This window comes from Ruegeria sp. CH2 (genome assembly GCF_056537065.1).
The window spans coordinates 1-21,925 of the sequence record NZ_JBQFQV010000002.1; the positions used below are offsets into that span (position 1 = coordinate 1).

26 protein-coding genes, 1 tRNA gene and 1 riboswitch are annotated in these 21,925 nt (G+C 58.0%); of the genes, 15 read left to right on the plus strand and 12 right to left on the minus strand.

Going from position 1 to position 21,925, the window contains the following annotated elements; all coding sequences use genetic code 11:
* The first annotated feature begins 52 nt into the window (after nucleotides 1-52).
* Entirely contained in the window at nucleotides 53-1,171 is a 1,119-nt protein-coding gene (locus ACR0M9_RS04635) for a tyrosine-type recombinase/integrase (RefSeq protein WP_480772955.1), read from the plus strand.
* A 4-nt stretch (nucleotides 1,172-1,175) separates the two neighbouring features.
* Here the strand turns inward: ACR0M9_RS04635 and ACR0M9_RS04640 are convergent.
* Nucleotides 1,176-1,251: transfer RNA gene (locus tag ACR0M9_RS04640), tRNA-Lys, on the minus strand.
* 220 nt (nucleotides 1,252-1,471) lie between these two features.
* On the opposite strand from ACR0M9_RS04640, the gene dapF reads away from it, so the two are divergent.
* Entirely contained in the window at nucleotides 1,472-2,305 is an 834-nt protein-coding gene (dapF, locus tag ACR0M9_RS04645) for a diaminopimelate epimerase (protein ID WP_480772956.1), read from the plus strand.
* On the plus strand, nucleotides 2,302-3,558 hold the full coding sequence (gene mtaB, locus ACR0M9_RS04650) for a tRNA (N(6)-L-threonylcarbamoyladenosine(37)-C(2))-methylthiotransferase MtaB (protein ID WP_480772957.1): 1,257 nt from the start codon (nucleotides 2,302-2,304) through the stop codon (nucleotides 3,556-3,558). The genes dapF and mtaB overlap by 4 nt, the downstream gene beginning before the upstream one ends.
* On the opposite strand, the gene ACR0M9_RS04655 is transcribed toward mtaB, so the two are convergent.
* From ACR0M9_RS04655 to petA, 6 genes are all read right to left on the minus strand, one after another.
* Nucleotides 3,540-4,085 (minus strand): helix-turn-helix transcriptional regulator, encoded by a 546-nt coding sequence (locus ACR0M9_RS04655; RefSeq protein WP_480772958.1) that lies wholly within the window; start codon nucleotides 4,083-4,085, stop codon nucleotides 3,540-3,542. The genes mtaB and ACR0M9_RS04655 overlap by 19 nt on opposite strands.
* Nucleotides 4,082-4,657 carry a cytochrome b/b6 domain-containing protein gene (locus tag ACR0M9_RS04660; protein ID WP_480772959.1) on the minus strand — a complete coding sequence of 192 codons (576 nt, stop codon included), beginning with the start codon at nucleotides 4,655-4,657 and terminating at the stop codon, nucleotides 4,082-4,084. Before ACR0M9_RS04660 ends, ACR0M9_RS04655 begins: the two co-directional genes overlap by 4 nt.
* 5 nt (nucleotides 4,658-4,662) lie before the next feature.
* Nucleotides 4,663-4,914 (minus strand): PepSY domain-containing protein, encoded by a 252-nt coding sequence (locus ACR0M9_RS04665; protein WP_480772960.1) that lies wholly within the window; start codon nucleotides 4,912-4,914, stop codon nucleotides 4,663-4,665.
* Nucleotides 4,915-5,113: 199 nt separating this feature from the next.
* Nucleotides 5,114-5,905 carry a cytochrome c1 gene (locus tag ACR0M9_RS04670; RefSeq protein WP_480482771.1) on the minus strand — a complete coding sequence of 264 codons (792 nt, stop codon included), beginning with the start codon at nucleotides 5,903-5,905 and terminating at the stop codon, nucleotides 5,114-5,116.
* A 17-nt stretch (nucleotides 5,906-5,922) separates the two neighbouring features.
* On the minus strand, nucleotides 5,923-7,254 hold the full coding sequence (petB, locus tag ACR0M9_RS04675) for a cytochrome b (RefSeq protein ID WP_480772961.1): 1,332 nt from the start codon (nucleotides 7,252-7,254) through the stop codon (nucleotides 5,923-5,925).
* A gap of 15 nt (nucleotides 7,255-7,269) precedes the next feature.
* Nucleotides 7,270-7,854 (minus strand): ubiquinol-cytochrome c reductase iron-sulfur subunit, encoded by a 585-nt coding sequence (gene petA / locus ACR0M9_RS04680; RefSeq protein WP_267363183.1) that lies wholly within the window; start codon nucleotides 7,852-7,854, stop codon nucleotides 7,270-7,272.
* A gap of 461 nt (nucleotides 7,855-8,315) precedes the next feature.
* Here petA and ACR0M9_RS04685 point away from each other — a divergent pair, with 461 nt between their 5' ends.
* Nucleotides 8,316-8,762, plus strand: coding sequence for a c-type cytochrome (locus ACR0M9_RS04685; protein ID WP_480772962.1), 447 nt, complete (start codon nucleotides 8,316-8,318; stop codon nucleotides 8,760-8,762).
* Between the two features lie 19 nt (nucleotides 8,763-8,781).
* Here ACR0M9_RS04685 and ACR0M9_RS04690 read toward each other — a convergent pair whose 3' ends face one another.
* The gene (locus ACR0M9_RS04690) at nucleotides 8,782-9,393 is read right to left on the minus strand and encodes an FMN-binding negative transcriptional regulator (protein ID WP_480772963.1); all 612 of its coding nucleotides are present in this window, start codon (nucleotides 9,391-9,393) and stop codon (nucleotides 8,782-8,784) included.
* Nucleotides 9,394-9,447: 54 nt separating this feature from the next.
* Nucleotides 9,448-9,595, plus strand: a riboswitch (FMN riboswitch).
* 130 nt (nucleotides 9,596-9,725) lie between these two features.
* Between ACR0M9_RS04690 and ACR0M9_RS04695 the strand changes: the two genes are divergently transcribed.
* The 5 genes from ACR0M9_RS04695 (at nucleotide 9,726) to cobO (ending at nucleotide 13,677) form a co-directional block, all read left to right on the plus strand.
* A complete protein-coding gene (locus tag ACR0M9_RS04695; protein ID WP_480772964.1) occupies nucleotides 9,726-10,166 on the plus strand; it encodes a 6,7-dimethyl-8-ribityllumazine synthase in 441 nt (146 codons plus the stop codon).
* Between the two features lie 127 nt (nucleotides 10,167-10,293).
* Nucleotides 10,294-11,394, plus strand: coding sequence for a chorismate synthase (gene aroC / locus ACR0M9_RS04700; RefSeq protein WP_480482762.1), 1,101 nt, complete (start codon nucleotides 10,294-10,296; stop codon nucleotides 11,392-11,394).
* Nucleotides 11,378-12,040 carry an HD domain-containing protein gene (locus ACR0M9_RS04705; protein WP_480487829.1) on the plus strand — a complete coding sequence of 221 codons (663 nt, stop codon included), beginning with the start codon at nucleotides 11,378-11,380 and terminating at the stop codon, nucleotides 12,038-12,040. The genes aroC and ACR0M9_RS04705 overlap by 17 nt, the downstream gene beginning before the upstream one ends.
* Before the next feature lie 45 nt (nucleotides 12,041-12,085).
* Complete coding sequence (locus tag ACR0M9_RS04710) at nucleotides 12,086-13,021, plus strand: DMT family transporter (RefSeq protein WP_480482758.1); 936 nt, start codon at nucleotides 12,086-12,088, stop codon at nucleotides 13,019-13,021.
* Nucleotides 13,022-13,077: 56 nt separating this feature from the next.
* Nucleotides 13,078-13,677: a cob(I)yrinic acid a,c-diamide adenosyltransferase gene (cobO, locus tag ACR0M9_RS04715; RefSeq protein WP_480538493.1), complete on the plus strand. Its 600-nt coding sequence runs from the start codon at nucleotides 13,078-13,080 to the stop codon at nucleotides 13,675-13,677.
* A 34-nt stretch (nucleotides 13,678-13,711) separates the two neighbouring features.
* On the opposite strand, the gene ACR0M9_RS04720 is transcribed toward cobO, so the two are convergent.
* The 4 genes from ACR0M9_RS04720 to ACR0M9_RS04735 form a co-directional block, all read right to left on the minus strand.
* On the minus strand, nucleotides 13,712-13,918 hold the full coding sequence (locus ACR0M9_RS04720) for a hypothetical protein (RefSeq protein WP_480772965.1): 207 nt from the start codon (nucleotides 13,916-13,918) through the stop codon (nucleotides 13,712-13,714).
* 172 nt (nucleotides 13,919-14,090) lie between these two features.
* Entirely contained in the window at nucleotides 14,091-14,456 is a 366-nt protein-coding gene (locus tag ACR0M9_RS04725; protein ID WP_480772966.1) for an SPW repeat domain-containing protein, read from the minus strand.
* 111 nt (nucleotides 14,457-14,567) lie between these two features.
* The gene (locus ACR0M9_RS04730) at nucleotides 14,568-15,518 is read right to left on the minus strand and encodes an AraC family transcriptional regulator (protein ID WP_480772967.1); all 951 of its coding nucleotides are present in this window, start codon (nucleotides 15,516-15,518) and stop codon (nucleotides 14,568-14,570) included.
* 109 nt (nucleotides 15,519-15,627) lie between these two features.
* Nucleotides 15,628-16,494: a branched-chain amino acid aminotransferase gene (locus ACR0M9_RS04735; RefSeq protein ID WP_480506925.1), complete on the minus strand. Its 867-nt coding sequence runs from the start codon at nucleotides 16,492-16,494 to the stop codon at nucleotides 15,628-15,630.
* Between the two features lie 159 nt (nucleotides 16,495-16,653).
* Here ACR0M9_RS04735 and ACR0M9_RS04740 point away from each other — a divergent pair, with 159 nt between their 5' ends.
* The 6 genes from ACR0M9_RS04740 to dxs all read left to right on the plus strand — a co-directional run bounded on the left by ACR0M9_RS04740 (nucleotide 16,654) and on the right by dxs (nucleotide 21,911).
* Nucleotides 16,654-17,166 carry a MarR family winged helix-turn-helix transcriptional regulator gene (locus tag ACR0M9_RS04740; RefSeq protein ID WP_209598920.1) on the plus strand — a complete coding sequence of 171 codons (513 nt, stop codon included), beginning with the start codon at nucleotides 16,654-16,656 and terminating at the stop codon, nucleotides 17,164-17,166.
* Nucleotides 17,163-17,864, plus strand: coding sequence for a response regulator (locus ACR0M9_RS04745; RefSeq protein WP_480772968.1), 702 nt, complete (start codon nucleotides 17,163-17,165; stop codon nucleotides 17,862-17,864). Before ACR0M9_RS04740 ends, ACR0M9_RS04745 begins: the two co-directional genes overlap by 4 nt.
* 69 nt (nucleotides 17,865-17,933) lie before the next feature.
* On the plus strand, nucleotides 17,934-18,860 hold the full coding sequence (locus ACR0M9_RS04750; protein ID WP_480772969.1) for a histone deacetylase family protein: 927 nt from the start codon (nucleotides 17,934-17,936) through the stop codon (nucleotides 18,858-18,860).
* Nucleotides 18,857-19,099, plus strand: coding sequence for an exodeoxyribonuclease VII small subunit (locus tag ACR0M9_RS04755; protein WP_267363166.1), 243 nt, complete (start codon nucleotides 18,857-18,859; stop codon nucleotides 19,097-19,099). The genes ACR0M9_RS04750 and ACR0M9_RS04755 overlap by 4 nt, the downstream gene beginning before the upstream one ends.
* Nucleotides 19,100-19,966, plus strand: coding sequence for a polyprenyl synthetase family protein (locus ACR0M9_RS04760; RefSeq protein WP_480546923.1), 867 nt, complete (start codon nucleotides 19,100-19,102; stop codon nucleotides 19,964-19,966).
* 16 nt (nucleotides 19,967-19,982) lie between these two features.
* A complete protein-coding gene (gene dxs, locus ACR0M9_RS04765) occupies nucleotides 19,983-21,911 on the plus strand; it encodes a 1-deoxy-D-xylulose-5-phosphate synthase (RefSeq protein WP_480772970.1) in 1,929 nt (642 codons plus the stop codon).
* The last annotated feature ends 14 nt before the right edge of the window (nucleotides 21,912-21,925 follow it).

Sequence of the window (21,925 nt, forward strand, 5' to 3'; positions counted from 1 at the left end):
GAAATTCGTCCGTCCGTTTCAGTCCCATAGTTCGTCTCCTTTGCTGCAATAAATGCTATCAAAGGAGCGGCAGCAAACCGCGACACGTCCATATGACCGGCACAACAAGCGCCGCTGGCGGTTTCGGAAGCGCGGGTTTTCTGCTGAGTTGGGGAGAGACTATGGGTCCGAAGAATTCGTCAGGCGATATGAAGACGCCTTAAATGGACACAAAACGCGCGGGTTGATCGGTGTTGACCGCGCCAAACCCTTTAGCGTCAACCAGCTTGTAGCCCTCTGGTATCGTTCAGCTGAGTTTCTCGAGCTGTCTCTTAGTACGCAGAGGGTTTATCGCGGAATTGTTGAAAAGTTTCGTGAGGAGCATGGAGACAAACCTGTTCAACTGATGCAACGCCGTCACGTGCAAGCGATCCTTGCTGAAAAAGCCGAGACACCCGCTGCGGCGAACAACTTACGCAAGCGGCTGATCCAGTTAATGGATTTTGCCATTTCATTGGATTGGCGCGGAGACAATCCTGCGCGTGTGACGAAACCATTTCGCGTGGGTGGTGATGGCTTCCATACTTGGGATGAGGACGAACTGGCGCAGTTCTTCAAAACGCATAAACCCGGTACGCTTGCACACACAGCGGTATCGCTGATGCTTTATACTGGAGCCGCTCGAGTTGACGCGGTGAAGCTAGGGCCAGACAACATTCGCAACGGCAAGATTGAATACAGGCGACAAAAGACACAACGCTCGGGCGGTGTTTTAGTGTCAGTTCCAATCCACCCGGACTTGGCCGAAGTGCTGGACAAGGCTCCGAAGGACCGCACCTTCTTGGCTACCAAGAAAGGTACGATCCGATCGTCGGGGGGCTTGGGCAACCTCATGCAGCGTTGGACGGAGGTGGCAAAACTGCCTCAATGCTCCGCTCATGGCCTGCGCAAGGCTTGTGCGCGACGTTTAGCCGAGGCTGGTGCCACTGCGCATGAAATCGGTGCAGTCACCGGCCACAAAACACTAGCTCTCGTGCAACGCTACACCGAGGCCGCAGGTCGCGAAGGGATGGCTGATTCCGCAATTGAGAAACTGATCGCCCGCCCAAATGGCGAGCGTAATTTGGCGAACCCTCCGAACAGGTTCGTCAAATCTGATACCAAACCCCGGCAAGGAAAGGACAATTTATGAAAAGTGGTGAGCCGTGCAGGATTCGAACCTGCGACCCACTGATTAAAAGTCAGTTGCTCTACCAACTGAGCTAACGGCCCACTCTTTTATTGGATCTTCTCGATCCGTGGCGCTCTTTACGGCAATTTCCCAACCGGGTTCAAGCCCTTAATTTGCGCCTCGTTTCGCTGAAACAACCTGTGTTTCCGGCGACCCGATAGGCGGCCTACTTAGGCAGGTGGCGCAGGGGGGTCAACCCCTTTTTTCACGATTCGACGCGACAGGGTGGATTCATGTTCCGACCGACGCTATATCGCCGCCATGCAACAGAAACTCGATACCGGATTGCCCTTTGTTAAGATGCATGGGCTGGGAAATGACTTCGTCGTCGTTGACGCGCGCATGCAGGATGTTTCGATTACCCCGGCTCTGGCCCGAGGAATCGGGCATCGGCATTTTGGTGTGGGATTCGATCAGCTGGCCGTAATCGAAAACGGTGCGGCGGACGCGCATCTGGTGTTTTACAATTCGGATGGATCAACTTCGGCGGCGTGTGGCAACGCCACAAGATGCATCGCACGAATGTTGATGGATGAGACGGGCAAAACCCAGCTGACGTTGACAACCGAACGTGGAACACTTTTTGCGCAGGACGCAGGTGATGGGCTGACCTCGGTCAATATGGGTCTTCCTCAGTTGGAATGGCACGAAATTCCGCTGGCTGAAGAGATGGACACGCTGGAACTGCCCATCGAGGGCGCCCCGACAGCGACGGGTTTGGGCAATCCGCACTGCACGTTCTTTGTTGAAAACGCCGAGGCGATTCCGTTGGCCGAGTTCGGCGCGCGCTATGAACACCATCCTTTGTATCCCGAGCGCACCAATGTGCAGGTGGCTCAGGTTGTGGGTCCGGATCACATCCGCATGCGGGTGTGGGAACGGGGCGTGGGCATCACCCTGGCATCAGGGTCGTCATCCTGTGCAACCGCGGTGGCTGCGGCGCGGCGTGGGCTGACGGGGCGAAAGGTGCAGATTGATCTGGATGGGGGAACCCTGTGGGTTGACTGGCGCGAGGATGGTGTCTGGATGACCGGGTCAACCTGTCACGTCTTCTCGGGCACGTTGTCGCCCGAGTTCTTAGGGACGCTGGGATGAACCCGCCTAAATTCACCACATTGGGTTGCCGCCTGAACGCCTATGAAACCGAGGCGATGAAAGAGCTGTCGCAACAAGCCGGACTGACGGATGCCGTGGTGATAAACACCTGCGCCGTCACAGCTGAGGCTGTGCGCAAAGCGCGACAGGAGATTCGGAAACTGCGTCGTGAAAATCCGAACGCCCGGCTGATTGTTACCGGGTGCGCCGCCCAGACAGAACCCGACACCTTCGCGCAGATGGCCGAGGTCGATGCGGTGATCGGCAACACGGAAAAGATGCGACCAGAAACCTGGAAAGACATGGCCGCCGACTTTATCGGCGAGACCGAGGCCGTTCAGGTCGATGACATCATGTCTGTCACCGAAACGGCCGGGCACCTGATTGACGGGTTTGGCACACGCTCACGCGCTTATGTGCAGGTTCAGAACGGCTGCGATCACCGCTGTACCTTTTGCATCATTCCCTATGGCCGGGGCAATTCCCGCAGCGTGCCTGCCGGCGTTGTGGTGGATCAGATCAAGCGGCTGGTGGATCGGGGCTATCATGAGGTGGTGCTGACTGGCGTCGATCTGACCTCATGGGGGGCCGATCTGCCTGCACAACCCAAACTGGGCGATCTGGTGATGCGCATCCTGAAGCTGGTGCCGGATTTGGCTCGCCTGAGGATCAGTTCGATCGACTCGATCGAAGTGGACGAGAATCTGATGCAGGCCATCGCAACCGAACAACGCCTGATGCCGCATCTGCACCTGTCGCTGCAGCATGGCGACGATCTGATCCTGAAGCGCATGAAACGCCGCCACCTGCGCGACGATGCCATTCGATTTACCGAAGAGGCCCGGAAACTGCGCCCCGACATGACCTTTGGTGCCGACATCATCGCAGGTTTCCCGACCGAGACCGAAGCGCATTTCGAGAACTCGCTGAAACTGGTTACCGATTGCGATCTGACCTGGCTGCATGTTTTCCCATATTCGAAACGCGAAGGCACTCCAGCGGCTCGCATCCCGCAACAGGTGAACGGAAATGTAATCAAGGATCGCGCCGCCCGTCTGCGTGCGGCTGGGGACGTTCAGGTCAGGAAACACCTGTCAGAACAGATCGGTAAAACCCACCGGATCCTGATGGAGAACCCGCATATGGGGCGGACGGAACAATTCACCGAGGTTTCGTTCAATTCACCCCAACCCGAAGGCCAGATCGTAACCGCCCGAGCCATTGGGGCGAATGATCACAGTTTGGTTGTCTGAAGGTCCGCAGCCTCGCCATCTGCGACAAGCAATTCTTCCATGAATACGCTTATCAGCTGCGCACGCCCGTCAACCGCGGCTTTGGCATAGATCGAGGCGGTCTGCGCGCGCACGGTCCCAACGGCCCGCCCCCGGATGCGCGCGATACTCTCGTTATCCAGCCCTTTCAGAACCAATAGACCCACATCACGCTCGGCGGTGGTAAGTCCCCAACGGTCGAAGAACGTGTTGATAACCACGCTCATTTCACCCTGCGCGGCCTGTAGGCCAAGCTTGGTCTGTTCCACCCTTGCCAGCAGGCGTCGAAGTTCAATCATGAAAAAAACAACTCCGGCAAGCAGAACAAATGCGACAAAAGCCTCAAGACTTACATGAGAAGGCCCCTCGCCTTCCTTCAAATCCAGGGCGACGTCGCCAAGGTAAAACACCACGCAAAGTACCTGAACAATGATCATTATCGACATAAGTACAGCCCGGTGAGCGTCTGCATCGCCGGGCCGCCGATGGCTGCTGATCCATTTGATCATTTTATTGACCAGTCCTCAGGTATGTTCTTACGCCCTGTTATCATAGCCTTTGCCAAAGCGACACCTGTTCGCCTCTGATCAATGACAACCCCGGCAACATGCAGCAGAACAGACAGCATCAGCCAGTTGAAGGCCAGTTCGTGCAGGTCTTCGACCCATTCGATGCCAAAGAACCGAACCGTCCCCATCATGAACCCTGTCACACACAAAGCCAGCAGTGTCGCCCAGAGGTTATAAACCATAAGGGCTCCCAGAGGGTTGTGTGAAAGGTGCACGCTTTGGTCACCCCGCCCCATGTCGCGCAAGTGGTTGAGTGCCGAATGGGGGCTGAAAGGGAAGGCTGCAAACCTGGCGAAAGCCGGACCCGTTAACCCCCAAAACAACCGCAACAGAACCAAAGCCAGCACGACATAGCCCACATATTCGTGGAACGCGCCCTCGGGATTGGATATCGCCGCGTTGATCAGAACGCACAAGGCTACGACCCAGTGAACCAGCCGGACCAAAGGATCCCAGACCTGAACGTCGTGGGCGCCTGTGCGCCCACGATGCATCAATTCTGTTTCGGACATTCTGGTTACTGATCCTCAATCTTGACGACTTTGCCGCTTGCGGGGTCGACGTAAACCTCGGCCAGTTGACCATCCTTGACGACATAGGCTTCGATCTTGCCGTCTTCCGTCTCGATTTTGCGGACATCGAATCCCATGCCTGTCAGAGTTTGCCGAATTTCGGCTTCGGATTTTCCAAGCTCGGCATCGGGTGCGAGATCCAGTGCCAATACCGGCGTTGCAAATAGAATTGAGGCAAAAAGAATAGGAAGTTTCATTGTCGTGACTCCGTGTTTCAGACAAACGGCAGTTGATCAGCCGTTGTGGCTGATGTGCGCCTGTGAAGCTGTCCAATCCATTGACCCGGCGCTTATTTCGGTCAAATAAGCGCGCGCTGATGGAGGCTTGGAAAAAGAAAACCCCCGCAACCTGACGGCGCGGGGGCTGATTTAGTAAAATCCGGTAGGACGGATCGGATCAATCTTCCTTGCGGAGTTTGCCCTTGTGCGGTGCCCAGAGGCGCTTGTTGACCAGGTACAGCAGCACCGACAGAACGGTCAGGAAGATGACACCGACAAAGCCTGCGTTCTTGCGGTCTGTCAGCTTTGGCTCGGCCGCCCACATCAGGAATGCGGCAACGTCCTCGGCCATATGCTCAACCGTGTTCGAGTGCCCGTCCGCGAATTCGACCTGCTCGTCAGCCAGCGGAGGCGCCATCGAAATCCAGCCGCCGGGGAAGGCGGTGTTTTCGTAGAGCACTGCACCCGCTTCTTCTTTTTCGTGGCCAGTGTAGCCGTGTAGCAGCGAGGCGATGTATTCCGGGCCACCCATGCCTTTGACCAGCTGGTTGATGCCCAGGCCATAAGGCCCGTGGAAGCCAGCCCGCGCCTTTGCCATCAAGCTCAGGTCCGGAGCGCCGACGCCGGTATTGGCCGGGAAGTGATCGGTGGGGATCGCCGGGCGGAAATCGTCCAGCTCGGGGTCGAAGACTTCGAAGTTGCCAGCAGCGTATGCGATGACTTCTTCTTCCGAGTAACCCAGCGCTTCCAGATCGCGCAGCGGCACGTATTGCAGACCGTGGCAAGCCGCGCAGACCTCGGTATAGATCTGCAGGCCGCGTTGCAGCTGATGCTGATCCCAGGTGCCGAACGGGCCTTCGAACGAGAAGGCGAAATCTTCGATATGCTGCTCACCACCACCTGCTGCAATGGAAGCAGCAGGGGTCAGGGCCAGAGCAAACGCGGCGCCGATTGCAAGTTTCTTGAACATGTTTCCGGTCCCTCTTCTTACTCGGCCGGCGTGGCGTCGGCGTCAGCCTTGCCATAATGCGCGTTGAAGTCTTCTTCGATGGTCTCGGGCTGGGCCAGAGGTTTCTCGATCACACCAAGGATCGGCAGGATCACGAAGAAATAGGCGAACCAGTAGGCCGATGCGATCAGCGAGAAGGTCGCATAGGGTTCTTCCGCAGGCATCGCACCCAGCCACATCAGGGCGAAGAAGTCGATGATCAGCAGGTAGAACCACCATTTCAACATCGGACGGTACTTGCCCGAACGCACGCTCGACGTGTCCAGCCAGGGCGCCAGCGCCATGGCCAGGATCGCACCAAACATCGCCAGAACACCGAAGAACTTGGCGTCAACGATACCACCGGTGATGAAGCTGGCGAACTGAACAACCCAGACTTCACCGGTAAAGGCACGCAGGATCGCGTAGAACGGCAGGAAGTACCATTCAGGCACGATATGTGCGGGTGTCGCCAGCGGGTTGGCTTCGATATAGTTGTCCGGGTGGCCCAGATAGTTCGGCATGAAACCGACAACGGCCCAGAACACGACCAGGATTACGGCCAGCGCGAACAGGTCCTTGATCACGAAATACGGCCAGAACGGCAGCGTGTCTTTCTTCGCCTCGTCCTTCGAGCCGCGACGCACTTCAACACCTGTGGGGTTGTTGTTGCCCGTGGTGTGGAAGGCCCAGATGTGTACCACGACCAAAGCCGCGATGATGAACGGCAGCAGGTAATGCAGCGAGAAGAAGCGGTTCAGCGTGGCGTTGTCCACCGCGGGTCCGCCCAGCAGCCAGGTCTGGATCGCGTCACCCACAAACGGAATGGCACCAAACAGACCGGTGATCACAGTCGCACCCCAGAAGGACATCTGACCCCATGGAAGAACATAGCCCATGAAGGCGGTGCCCATCATCATCAGGTAGATCAGCATGCCGACGATCCACGTGATCTCGCGCGGGGCTTTGTATGAGCCATAGAACAAGCCGCGGAAGATGTGGATGTAGACCGCAACAAAGAACAGCGATGCGCCATTCATGTGCAGGTAGCGGATGAAGTAGCCGCCATTTACGTTGCGCATGATGTGTTCGATGCTGGCAAATGCCAGATCAACATGCGGCGTATAGTGCATCACCAGAATGATACCGGTGACAATTTGCAGCGCCAGGCAGAACGCCAGAACGATGCCCCAGATCCACCACCAGTTCAGGTTCTTGGGGGTCGGGATCATGAGGGTGTCATACAGCAGGCCAACAATCGGCAGGCGGCTGTTCAGCCATTTCTCGCCGTTTGTCTTCGGCTCGTAATGATCGTGGGGAATTCCGGACATAAGTTTGGGTCTCCCTTAGCCGAGTTTGATTGTGCCGTTGTCCACCCACTCTGCGGGCGGAATGGGCAGGTTCTCAGGCGCGGGGCCTTTGCGGATACGACCGGCAAGGTCGTAGTGTGAACCGTGGCAAGGGCAGAACCAGCCACCGAAGTCGCCTGCATCACCCAAAGGCACACAGCCGAGGTGGGTGCAAACACCCATCTGGACGACCCATGCACCCGGCGCTTCGCCTTCCGGCGACGGCATCACACGGTTTGCGTCGGTCGCAGGGGCATCGGCGCTCAGGTTAAAGTTGCGGGCCAGCGGATCGGGCAGCGCATCAACACCTTCGGCGTCCTGTTTCTGAGCTTCCTGAATCTCGGCACCGGTGCGGTGACGGACAAAGACGGGTTTTCCCAACCATTTGACGGTCAGCTGCGTACCCGGCTCAACACCGCTCACATCCACACGGATCGAGGACAGCGCCTGAACGTCTGCCGATGGGTTCATTTGGTTGATCAGGGGCCATACGGCTGCACCCGTTGCAACGACACCTGCGCCGCCAGCGACGTAGTACAGGAAATCTCTGCGGGTGCCTTCGTGGTCTTCTGCGTGGGACACGAGGTTATCTCCGATTGTCTGGCGCCCGCGGACGGGCAAATAGCTCGCGCACCGCACGAATGCGGTGTCTTAACCGCGCTTACTATCGGGGAGAATAGTGTTCGTCCAGCGTTCATAAACGCGCAATACGCCGCATGTGTCGTTTCCAGCAGCTGCGGAGAGTGTTTTTTGGTGAATCTCACGTGCGACTTTGTCGGCAACTTCGATTCATGCGTCATTGATTCGCTTTCGCACCCCGCCTTCCGCCACCCGGGTTGGGTATTTGAAGCCTGTCCTGGGTACCGCTGATTTGCGCCCAAAAGGTACATAATCAAGACTTCGAAACGGGGATTGTTTTCAGCAAAAACATACTCGCTAAATAGATGATTTAAATTACAAATTGCACGCGCCTCACCTGTTGCACTTTCCGCGCGAATAAAGGACAGCGCAAAAGGCGTGCGAACTCCTGCAAGGAGACCCCAATGTCAAAGATCATTCTGGCCACTGCCTTGTGCACATTGGCCCTGCCCTCTCAGACCCTTGCCGCGGGCGACCCCGCGAACGGTGAGGCAATATATAACCGTTGTTCTTCGTGTCATGCGATCATCAAGGATGGAGAAGTTCTGGTCAAAGGTGGAATCACCGGCCCGAATCTGTATGGCGTCGTCGGTCGCGTGGCCGGGTCCGAAAACGATTATCGCTATGGCAGCGAGCGCCTGCCGATCGGCATGTTCACGGATGACATGATCCGTGCCGGCGAAGCGGGTCTGGTCTGGACCGAGGAAAACATCGTTGCTTATGCGCAGGATCCGATCGGCTTCATCAAGGAATTTCTGGATGACGAAACTGCCCGTCCGAACATGAGCGTCAAACTCAAGACCGGTGCAGACGACATTGCCGCTTATCTGGCTACCTTCAGCCCCCAGTAAACCCGGCGCCTGATGCTGGTTAAGCCTTGTGCATCAAGGCGGCCAGCTGGGCGATTTCACTGCCAAAGCCAGAGGACACCTGATCAGCGGCAGCATTTCGCGCACCTTCGGGTTTGTTTTGACCAAGCTTCCACGTGCCCTGAATATCTTCAACCTGCATGCGGCACGGAACGATCATGCGCATCATCTTGTTCAGCGCGTCCGAGGACATTTTTGCCGTGACCCATGGGGCCTTGGGCAGCAGCCGCTTTTCGTAGAATGCAGATTGGCGGTCAAGTACGTCACGCAACTCGTCCTGCGGGCGTAGCTCAAGCTTTCCGATCAGGTGTACGGCGACATAATTCCATGTCGGAACCTGATCTTCGACACCGTACCAATCGGGCGAAATATATGCATCCGGCCCCTGCACCGCGATCTTTGCGCGCTGCGGTTCGTGCAGCGCACGCACGACAGGGTTCGAGCGCACAAGATGCAGGTCAGCCATTGATCCGTCTTCGGACAACAAAAACGGGACATGACTTAATAACGGGCCCTCTTCCGCAGAGAGTGCCAGAACGCCAAACGCCCGGTCGCGGGCGAGTTCAACATGACGCGCACGATCCTCGGCGCGAAAAACGGGGTTAGGGTGCATGAGTGTCCTCCTGTCAAATCTCTTGCAGCGTCGGACAGTTCTTGGCAAGGTCCGCCTCGTTCTCAGGGCGGGGTGGAATTCCCCACCGGCGGTGTGCGGGCCACGGCCCGTAAGCCCGCGAGCGGCCCCGGCTTTCGGGGTGTCAGCAGATCTGGTGAGACGCCAGAGCCGACGGTCAAAGTCCGGATGAAAGAGAACGTGCAAGCCGCGCCGGTAACACGGCGCGCCTGCTCGTGATCGCCTTGGGTGACGTGTCATGCCGGGCTGGCAGCGAAAAGTGGGAACCGGTTCTCGCGACTGCCAGCAGGCCACCAAACTGAAAGGAGATCATGATGACACACACCCGCTATGCTTTTGTAAAAGCCAACTGGCATTCCGATATTGTTGACCGCGCGCTCGACGGCTTCCTCGAACTCGTCCCCTCGGAACAAGTCGATGTCTACGACGTTCCCGGCGCGTTCGAGATGCCCCTGCTGGCCCGTGATCTGGCCCGAACCGGGCGCTATGCCGCCGTCGCCTGCGCTGCCTTGGTCGTTGATGGCGGCATCTACAGGCACGATTTCGTTGCGCAGGCCGTGGTCGATGGCCTGATGCGCGCCGGGCTTGATACAGGGGTTCCTGTCCTTTCGGTCTCGCTGACCCCGCACCAATATCAGGAAACCGATCATCACAATGCGATCTACCGCGACCATTTCGTACAAAAAGGGCGCGAAGCGGCTCAGGCCGCGCTGATGATCTCGGAAACCCGTGCGAAAGTCGCGCAGGCAGCCTGATCTTCATCTTTTCGAAAATACTCAAAAACGCGCCGCCCGACGGGCGGCGTTCAAACCGTCAACGGCCAAATCCGCTTGAGGCCGGGGGCCTTGCCCGCTAATCACGATCCGCAAAGGAGCACGCCCCATGTCGATGAACAGCTTTGGCCATCTTTTCCGCGTCACCACCTGGGGTGAAAGCCATGGGCCCGCCTTGGGCGCCACTGTCGACGGTTGCCCGCCGGGCGTTGCGATTGACGAGGCGATGATCCAGCACTGGCTGGACAAGCGCAAACCGGGGCAAAACAAGTTCACAACGCAGCGGCGCGAACCGGATCAGGTCAAGATCCTTTCTGGCGTGTTCGAAGGCCAAACTACAGGCACGCCCGTGCAACTGATGATCGAAAACACCGATCAGCGCTCGAAAGACTACGGCGACATCATGGACAAGTTCCGTCCGGGCCATGCCGATATCACCTACTGGCAGAAATACGGCATCCGCGATTATCGCGGGGGTGGGCGCAGTTCAGCCCGGGAAACCGCGTCGCGCGTGGCCGCGGGTGGACTGGCGCGCGAGGCCATCCGGCAGATTGCGCCGAATGTGCAGATCACCGGCTACATGACCCAGATCGGTCCGCACAAGATCGACCGCGCCAAATTCGACTGGGCGCAGATTGAACAGAACCCGTTCTGGGCGCCTGATGAACAGGCGGCCGGGGATTGGGCGACCTATCTGGATGACCTGCGCAAATCCGGCAACTCGGTCGGGGCCGTGGTCGAGGTTGTGGCACGCGGTGTCCCCGCAGGGCTTGGGGCGCCGATATACGCCAAGTTAGACACTGATCTTGCGGCTGCGATGATGTCGATCAACGCTGTCAAAGGTGTCGAGATCGGCGAAGGCATGGCTGCCGCCGAACTGACTGGCGAAGCCAACGCCGACGAAATCTTCATGGGTCAGAATGGTCCGCAATACAGCTCAAACCACGCAGGTGGGATTCTGGGCGGCATCTCGACCGGGCAGGACATTGTCGTGCGCTTTGCGGTAAAACCGACCTCTTCGATCCTGACCACCCGCAAAACCATTACAAAATCCGGTGAAGAGACCGAGATCATCACCAAGGGCCGTCATGACCCCTGTGTTGGCATCCGCGCTGTCCCTGTCGGTGAGGCGATGATGGCTTGTGTCATCCTGGACCACCTACTGCTGCACCGTGGTCAGATCGGAGAAAACCGTGGACGGATCGGCTGATCTGCGCGCGCGTTTGCGTGCCATTGTCGCGCAACGCATGGAAACTGATCCGGCCCATGACCTGGCCCATCTGGATCGTGTTTGGACCAATGCTCAGGCCATTGCAGACGCTCAGGTGGACATCCCCGTCCTGTTGGCAGCCTGTTATCTTCATGATCTGGTCAACCTACCCAAGAATGACCCGAACCGACTGTTTGCCTCACGCCAGTCTGCTGCTGAATCAGGGCCTATTCTGGCAAAACTGGGCTTTTCCGACGATCAGGTTCAGGCCGCGCAACATGCGATAGCGGCCCATAGCTTCTCGGCCAACATCCCACCCGAAACGCTCGAGGCGCGGATTCTGAGGGATGCGGATCGCCTTGACGCCTTGGGGGCCATCGGGATTGCGCGCACATTTTCTGTATCAGGTGCTTTGGGGCGTGTTCTCTATGATCCGGCCGATCCATTCGCAGAAGCGCGCCCGCTGGACGATCTGCGGTATTCGATTGATCACTGGAAGGTTAAGCTGCTGACCCTGCCGGACGACATGCTGACGGATGCAGGCAAGCAGATTGCGCAGGCAAGGGCGGGCCGAATGTTTCAGTTCCTTGAGGATTTTGCAGCGGAAATTGGCGCATCGATACCGAAGTCGTGGACCATCACCTGATCCACCCCGTTGATCTTTTTTCTGCAAAGGCGCAGGGTCGCGCCGATGACAAAACCCTTAACATCGCATCGACCTTTGCTGGCTGTGGCGCTGAAGCTTGGCGCGCTGTTCCTTTTCACGTCGATGTCGGCCCTGGTCAAAGCCTTATCTGACGAATTCCCGCCGGGCCAATTGGTGTTCTTCCGGTCCCTGTTTGCTATTCCGGTCATCATTCTGTGGCTGACCGCGCGCCGAGAGCTGGCGCAAGGCTTTGTCGTCAAGAAACCCATGGGGCATTTCTGGCGCGGGGTTCTGGGGACCAGCGCCATGGGGCTGACATTCACCGGCCTTAGCCTGCTGCCGCTGCCCGAAGTCACCGCAATCGGTTACGCCACGCCGATCTTCACCCTGATTTTGGCCGCCGTGATGCTGGGTGAGCGCATCCGCATGATTCGCATCGGTGCCGTGGCACTTGGGTTGCTTGGCGTGATGATCATGATCTGGCCCCGGCTTGGCAGCACTCAGATGGAAACGGCTGCAACCATCGGAGCGCTATGCGTACTGGGCGCGACCTTTGCCCGGGCCTTTGTGCAGATCCACATCCGCCAACTGGTCAAGGTCGATCACCCTGCCGCAATCGTGTTCTATTTCTCGCTGACAGCGACGCTGCTTTCGGCGCTGACGGCGATCTGGGGATGGACAATGCCTACGCTGAATCAGGCTCTAATACTGATCACCATGGGGTTAATTGGCGGAGTTGCTCAGATCTTGGTCACGTCCTCGTATCGGTTTGGACAGGCATCGATGCTGGCACCTTATGACTATGCAACAATGCTTTTTGCGATTGTGATCGGTTATTTCGCGTTTGATGAATTGCCCACCGTTGCGATCCTGATCGGGGCCGCATTGGTGATCGCAGGCAATGTTGTTGTGATCTGGCGCGAACACCAGCTGGGGCTGGAGCGTGGCAAGGCGCGTTCTGTCACGGACCCCAAAGCGTGACTTTACCTTTTGCATTCTTTCCCTAGGTTGGGCCGGACAATCAAAGAGGTTCCCCAATGAGCGACGCGCAGGATCACAAGGAAAAGATGCAAAAGGTGCAGGCCCAGCACCGCAAGAAGGTGTCCGAGGCTGTTGATCCCGAACGCGGCCTTGTTCTGATCAATACCGGCAAAGGCAAAGGTAAGTCATCGGCGGCCTTTGGTGTGGTCATCCGCGCGCTTGGTTGGGGTCAGAAGGTCGCCGTGGTGCAGTTCATCAAGGGCAAGTGGAAAACCGGCGAGCGCCGTTTCTTCGAAGAACGCGATCTGGTCACCTGGCATACGATGGGTGAGGGGTTTACCTGGGATACACAAGACCGCGAACGCGACATTGCAGCCGCCAATGCCGCCTTCGACAAGGCTTGCGCCCTTATGGCAAGTGGCGAATTCGATCTGGTGGTTCTGGACGAGATCAACATCGCGCTTCGCTATGAATATCTCTCGGTCGAGCAGGTGATAGACGGGCTGAACGCGCGTTCGGACAAGACGAGTGTGTTCCTGACAGGCCGTGACGCACCGCAGGCGCTGCGTGATTATGCAGATCTGGTCACCGAGATGACCGAAGAAAAGCACCCGTTCCAGGCGGGAATCAAAGCCCAGCGCGGGGTGGATTTCTGAACCTTGCAACAGCGCAGCCCAAACTGCTGCGCTGCTATCCCCTGCCGCTTCGCACAGTTTCAAAGATATATCGCAACGACTTGCGTTGATGGACGGTGCCTTGTGTGCGGGCGTCTTCAGTGGTTGCCGTGTCCCGGCTCTGACGGTCGGCATAGGCGCAATAGTCGCCTTCGCAACAATTGCACCCGCACGCAACCAGCGCATCATGCCGGGCCATGATTTCGTCAAGCGTGTCTGTCATCTGTGACCTCACCCCGCGCAGGGATAAATCTGATGAATTCAGTCGGCTTTTTCAAGTAAATTCGCCCGACCGGCCAACACGCTTCTCGGCTCTGAGCCGCCGATTTGCAAAACGGGCGGCTCAGCTATTTCGGTAGTATTTGGACAAAGTTGCCAGTGCTGAGGAACTGCGCTCAGGCAGCGACTTCCTGCTCGGGCGCGCTGAGCGAGATGACGAGAACCACAGCCGCACCGTTCAGCCAGTAGAACGCCGCATCCAATCCTGAAAACCCCAGTACACTGGGTGCAAACAGAAAGGTGATGCCGACAATCAGGTCCACGGCCAGGTGAAATTTGTAGGGTAGAACGCGCCAAATTCCCAAATGGTGGTCGGTCAGAACTGTCAGGACAAAGGCGGCGACACCGGTGACAACCGAAAGCCACAGCGCCATCGGGTTGGACTGACCCAATCCCAGCAGGAATGGCAGTGTCATCAGGGCAATGGCAACCGGGTAGTCCAGATACGCGTGGACAGAGCGGGTAACGAAACGCAGGGACATAGGATTTTCCTCTTTTCAATCAGTGATGAAAGAAAGATAGAAAGCCTGACCCGAACGCTGAATTCTCGATCGTTTCAAAAATCTTGCAGATCGTACAGAACTCTTGGCGTATTAGTGCATGGACCTGTATGCGGCTGGCGACAAGCCGACCTGCTTCTTGAAAACACGGGAGAACGCGGCCTCAGAGGCATATCCAACTTCGGCTGCTGCATCTGCGACGTTCCATCGTGCCTCTGTTAGGCCATGGCACGCAATCTGCATGCGCCAGTCGGTGAGGTATTGCATCGGCGTCGTGCCCATCTTCTGGGCAAATAACTGAGAAAAGGCTGTGCGCGACATGCCGGATTCGCGTGCCAGTGTTGCAACGCTCCAGTCTTGCGCTGGCGCTTGGTGGAACGCCGCCAAAGCGCGTGAGATGCGCGTATCCGCAAAGCCCGCAAGGGCGGTGTCCTGGGGGCTTTGCCGTTCCAGATAGGTTCGGATCGCCTGCGCAAACAGAACTTCGGACAGCTTAAGCGCAATCAGATCACCGCCAATACGGGCCCCGGACACTTCGGATCCGATCATGCGCAGGGTCGATTCCATCCACGATCCGGCCTCTTCGCCATAATTCTCGATCAGGATGTAGGGCGGTAGGCGGTCGATCAGCATATGCCCGGTGCCTTTTCGCCCTGCTGGGCCGGTGAAAGAAAAATGGCCGCAGATCAGTTGCGTGTCCCGGTCCTCGTTCGCACCGCCATAGACAAGAACGCCATCGCCTTTGTAGCCGGCAATCTCAAGAACCTGTTCCAGAGGAAGCGCATCCAGTGGCCTGACTTCGGCACACAACAACGCATGTGGCACCCCGTGAGGGATCAGGATCAGGTCCCCCTGCCGCAGCCGCAACGTTTCCCCGGTGGAAGAGACATGGACCTTGAGCTCACCCCGTTGAACAAAATGAAACCGCGCGACGTTTTCGAATTCCGGCACCTGAATACCAAAAGGCGGTGTGAACGAGGTGCGGAAGTAGAACGTGCCACGCAGGGACAGGCGGGTGAGAATATCGCTGAGTAGATCCAACATGTGTTGAAGATACGGGAACTGGCCCGTTCGTCCAGATCACGGAACGCTTTGCACTATTATTTGCACGATCTGCAACAAAAAACCCGCCGAAGCGGGGTTTTGCAAGTTATTACGAGCGGACCAGCTTTTCGTAATCTTCTGCGATTTCGCGGGTCAGGTCGCCAACTTCGAAAGTGTAATCTCCGATTTGCCCGACCGGAGTGACCTCGGCCGCGGTTCCGGTCAGCCAGCACTGTTCGAAATCAGCCATTTCTTCGGGCTTGATGCGCCGCTCATGCACAGTGATGCCTTTATCCTTCAGCATCTGTATGACGGTCTGGCGGGTGATACCGTTCAGGAAGCAATCCGCCAGCGGGGTGTGAACCTCTCCATCCTTGACGAAGAACACGTTGGCACCTGTTGCTTCGGCCACGTAACCACGCCAGTCCATGAACAGCGCGTCCGAGCATCCCTTGGCTTCGGCCTTGTGCTTGGAAATGGTGCAAATCATGTAGAGGCCCGCCGCCTTAGCGTGAACCGGGATGGTTTCCGGGCTGGGGCGTTTCCATTCGGCGATGTCCAGTTTTGCGCCCTGCATCTTGGCGTCGCCATAATAAGCGCCCCAGGGCCAGACCGCGATGGCCATACGTACTGGGTTGCGGGCCGATGCCACACCCATGTCTTCGCCAGACCCACGCCAGACCAATGCGCGGACATAGGCATCCTGAAGGCCACTGGCTTTCAGGGTCTCTTCCTTGGCCGCTTCAATCTGATCGACGGTGTAAGGCATCGGCATGTCCAGCGCCTCGGCGCTGGCGATAAGACGTTCGGAATGTTCGCGGCTTTTGAAAATCTTGCCGTTATAAGCCCGTTCGCCCTCGAACACGGATGAGGCATAGTGCATCGCGTGGGTCAGAATATGCACATTGGCATCGCGCCAGGGCACCAGCTTACCATCCATCCAGATGACACCGTCACGATCATCATACCCCGCCATGCGAAACCTCCTGAACCGGGTTAAATTTCCGATTGTTGCGCTACTTAGGTCCGATGCGGACACAATGTTGCGCAAAAACTGCGATTCGATACCGCTCCGCCCTTGGAATGTCAATAACGCTGACATAAAGTCAAACCCGAGTAACGAATGAGGCATGATATGTCCGAAATCCGCCCAGCCCCGCGATATGGGGGCGAGAGCCTGTTGTTTTTGACGGATGAACAGTTGCGCCAGGGGATCGAGGCCATGTTCTTTGCCTATCGCGGCTTTACCGCGGATCCTGATCGTATCCTGTCCGAGATGGCCTATGGCCGCGCCCATCACCGCGCGATCCATTTTATCAACCGTGCTCCGGGCACCACGGTGAACAATTTGCTGGCGATCCTCGGGGTTACAAAACAGTCTCTGAACAGGGTTCTTCGGACATTGATCGAGGATGGTCTGGTGGAAAGCCGGGTCGGAACCGTGGATAAACGCGAACGGCACCTATTTCTGACGGAAAAGGGCGAAACGTTGGAGGCCACGTTGTCAGATGCGCAACGAACAAGAATGCGCGCAGCCTTCAAGGATGCCGGTCCCGAGGCCGTGGCCGGGTTTCGCAAAGTACTTGAAGCAATGATGGATGCTGATATGCGTCATGCCTATACGAAATTGCGGGATACGAGTTCATGAGCGAAATGGATGCCCATCTGCTGATTGTTGATGATGACGAACGCATTCGCGATCTGCTCAAGAAATTCCTGATGCGAAACGGGTTTCTGGTGACAGCGGCACGGGATGCGGCCCATGCGCGGCGGGTTCTGTCGGGATTGGATTTCGACATGATCGTCATGGATGTGATGATGCCGGGCGAAGATGGCGTCAGCCTGACCAGATCGCTGCGTGACACCCATACGACACCGATCCTGTTGTTGACCGCCAAGGGCGAGACCGAGCATAGGATTGCAGGGCTTGAAGCCGGGGCAGATGATTATCTCGCCAAACCTTTCGAGCCGAAAGAGCTGTTGCTGCGGATCAATGCGATCCTGCGCCGAATGCCGGAAACCCCGGCCGAGGAAACAGCGGCGAAGATCCTGCATCTTGGTCCCATCCGGTATGACATTGAACGCGGTGAGATGTGGCAGGGTGAAATGCCGGTCCGCCTGACCGCAACCGAAAGCCAGCTGATGAAAATTTTCTCGGCCCAACCGGGCGAGCCGATCAGCCGTGTAAAACTGGTGGAAGATCTGGGCCGGGATAAAGGACAGGCGCAAGAACGTGCCGTGGACGTGCAGATCACCCGCCTGCGCCGGAAGATCGAACAGGACCCGAAACAGCCCCGGTATCTGCAGACAGTCCGGGGCGCGGGCTATATGCTGGCGCCCGATTGAATGGGCCGCTGCGCGGCGATTAATGCCTTCGGCGAGGATATTTTTTAGCCAGATGAAGATGGGATCCCGATGAAAACCGCCCTTTTGACACATGCCGATTGCCTTGGACATGTCACACCCCAGGGTCATCCGGAACAGGTGGCGCGGCTGGAGCATATCCTGCACGCGCTGGAGGGGCTGGATCTGAAGCGCGTGACCGCACCGCTGGCGGCAGACGATGATTTGCTGCGTGTTCATCCCGAAAGCCATATCCGCGACATCAGATCGTCGCGCCCCACTGACGGGTTTGCGCAGATCGACGGGGACACCTTCATGTCGCCGGGTTCCGTGGATGCGGCCTATCGCGCGGCGGGTGCGGCGGTGCGGGCCGTTGATCTGGTTTTGGGCGGTGAGGCACCGAACGCATTTTGTGTCATTCGCCCACCTGGGCACCATGCCGAAGCCGAGAAAGCCATGGGGTTCTGCCTGTTTGGCAACGCGGCGCTGGCTGCGAAACACGCGCTGGATTACCACGGGCTGAAGCGGGTCGCTGTGGTCGATTTCGACGTTCATCATGGCAACGGCACGCAGGATCTGCTGTGGGATGAAGATCGGGCCCTTGTGATCACCAGCCAGCAAATGCCGTTATGGCCCGGATCGGGCCGCCCGGACGAGGCAGGCGCTTACGATAACGTTCTGAATATCCCGCTGGCCCCGGGCACCGGCGGGGTTGAGATGCGTTCCGCCTATGAAACGCAGGCCTTTCCGCGCCTGCGGGCGTTCCGGCCGGAGCTGATCATCATCTCGGCCGGGTTCGATGCGCATCAGGACGACCCTCTGGCCAATCTGAACTGGTCGACTGGCGATTTCGCCTGGATCACGGCAGAGCTGTGCGGGATAGCCGATGAGGTGTGTCAGGGCCGTATCGTCTCGACTCTGGAGGGCGGGTATGATCTGAACGCACTGGCCGAGGCGACACGCGCCCATGTGGAAGAACTGATGAAGGCAGCACGATGACCGATACCCCAGTTGAGCAGATGACATTCGAGCAGGCCATGAAAGAGCTTGAGACCGTGGTTGGTCAGCTTGAGCGCGGCGACGTGGCGCTGGATCAGTCGATTGCGCTTTATGAACGCGGGGCCGCTTTGAAAAAACGTTGCGAGGACGAGTTGAAGCGGGCCGAGGAAAAAGTGGCCGCGATCACTCTGGACGCGAATGGCCAACCGACCGGGACCACACCTGTCGAAGGTCAGTAAATGTTTCAGGAAAGACTGGCGCAGGACGCGGCGCGCCTTCAGGATCATTTTGACCTGATAATGGGCGCGCTGGACGATCTGGATGTGACACGGGCAATGGCCTACGCCACCCGGGGCGGTAAGCGGCTGCGCGGGTTTCTGGTTCTGGAAAGTGCGCGCCTGCACCAAATCGACGAGTCCCGCGCGATCTGGCCCGCGACCGCGATAGAGGCCCTGCACGCCTATTCGCTGGTTCACGACGATCTGCCCTGCATGGATGACGACGATCTGCGGCGCGGACGCCCCACGGTGCATGTGAAATGGGATGAAGGCACGGCTGTACTTGCCGGGGACGCGCTGCAAACACTGGCCTTTGAGCTGTGTACCCGGCCGGAGGTTGGAGATGCAGAAATTCGCGTTGATCTGGCACTGACACTGGCCAGGGCAAGCGGTGCGCAAGGTATGGTTTTGGGGCAGGCGCTTGATATCGCGGCGGAAACCGCTTCTGAGCCTCTGACGCTGAATGCGATAACACAGCTTCAGGGCGGCAAAACGGGCGCTTTGATCGAATGGTCCTCCTGTGCGGGTGCGCGTCTGGCGAAAGCGGATCCAGAGCCCTTGCGCCAATATGCCCGAGCCCTTGGTCTTGCTTTTCAGATTGCAGACGACATCCTTGATGTTGAAGGTGATGCTGCAAAGGCAGGCAAACGTCTTCAGAAAGATGCGGATGCGGGAAAGGCCACTTTCGTATCGCTTCTGGGTTTGGATGCTGCCAGAACCCGCGCCAGTGAACTTGTTGATCAGGCCTGCGCCGCACTGGACGGGTATGGCCCAACGGCAGAAACCTTGAAGGAAGCCGCTCGCTTCGTTATTGCCCGGGACAGCTAAGCCAGGAACGCGCCAAATGTCTGACCGCCCCAAAACGCCCCTGCTGGACCTTGTGAACCGCCCCGCCGATCTCAAGCGGTTCTCGGACGCGCAGTTGCATCAGGTTGCGCAGGAATTGCGGGCCGAGACGATTTCGGCGGTTTCTGTCACTGGTGGGCATCTGGGCGCGGGTCTGGGTGTTGTGGAACTGACAACCGCGCTGCACGCTGTTTTCGACACGCCGCGCGACAAGATCATCTGGGATGTGGGCCATCAGTGCTATCCGCACAAAATCCTGACCGAACGGCGCGACCGCATTCGCACGCTGCGCATGAAAGATGGCCTGAGCGGTTTCACCAAGCGCAGCGAAAGCCCCTATGACCCGTTTGGCGCCGCGCATTCCAGCACTTCGATCAGTGCTGCACTGGGTTTTGCCGTGGCGCGTGATCTGGGCGGTGTAACCCCTGAAGGGTTGGGTGACGCGATTGCCGTGATCGGTGATGGATCGATGTCCGCAGGCATGGCCTTTGAGGCGATGAACAATGCCGGTCACCTGAAGAAACGCCTGATTGTCATTCTGAATGACAATGAAATGAGCATCGCCCCCCCTGTTGGTGCCTTGTCCAGCTATCTGTCCCGAATCTACGCCGAGGCGCCATTCCACGATCTGAAAGCCGCCGCAAAGGGCGCTGTTTCACTTTTGCCCGAACCGTTCCGCGAAGGGGCCAAACGCGCCAAGGAAATGCTGAAAGGTATGGCCGTGGGCGGGACCCTGTTCGAAGAGCTCGGGTTTTCCTATCTCGGGCCTATTGATGGGCATGACCTGGATCAGCTGCTGCCGGTTCTGCGCACCGTCAAGGCTCGGGCAACCGGGCCGATCCTGATCCACGTCTTGACCAAGAAGGGCAAAGGGTACGCACCAGCCGAACAGGCCCGCGACAAAGGCCACGCGACAGCCAAATTCGATGTGGTTACGGGCGAGCAGAAAAAGGCCCCTTCAAACGCCCCTTCTTACACGTCTGTCTTTGGCAGGGCTCTGGTGGATGCCGCCGCGCGCGATGACAAGATCGTTGCGGTGACTGCCGCGATGCCAGATGGCACCGGGTTGGGCCTGTTTGCCGAACGGTACCCGTCGCACTGTTTCGATGTGGCGATTGCCGAGCAGCACGGCGTGACCTTCTCGGCTGCGCTGGCGGCAGGGGGGATGAAGCCATTCTGCGCCATGTATTCGACCTTTCTGCAGCGGGGGTACGACCAGGTTGTGCATGACGTCGCAATCCAGCGCTTGCCCGTTCGGTTTGCCATTGACCGCGCGGGTTTGGTGGGGGCTGACGGTGCCACCCATGCCGGGTCGTTCGATATTGCCTATTTGGCCAATCTGCCGGGCATGGTCGTCATGGCCGCCGCGGATGAGGCGGAATTGATGCACATGGTGGCAACCGCTGTCGCGCATGATGAAGGGCCGATTGCCTTCCGCTATCCGCGCGGCGAAGGTGTCGGAGTGGACTTGCCCGAACGCGGTGAGGTACTGGAGATCGGCAAAGGCCGCATGATCCGGAAAGGCGCGCGCGTCGCACTTTTGTCTTTTGGCACGCGGCTGGCTGAAGTTCAGAAAGCAGCCGAGTCTCTGACCGCCAAAGGCATTAGCCCAACCATCGCCGACGCCCGCTTTGCCAAGCCGCTGGATCGCGATCTGATCCTGGACCTGGCTGCAGATCATGAGGCGTTGATCGCCATCGAAGAAGGCGCTGTTGGCGGGTTTGGCAGCCATGTGGCACAGCTTCTGGCGGATGAGGGTGTTTTTGATCGGGGCTTGAAATACCGCTCGATGGTCTTGCCTGACATCTTCATCGATCAGGCCAGCCCCGCGGACATGTATGCCGTTGCGGGTATGAATGCCGAGCAGATCGAAGCCAGGGTGCTGGATGTTCTGGGCGTAACCTCGATTGGTGAAAAGCGCGCGTAATAGCGGCGTTGAGA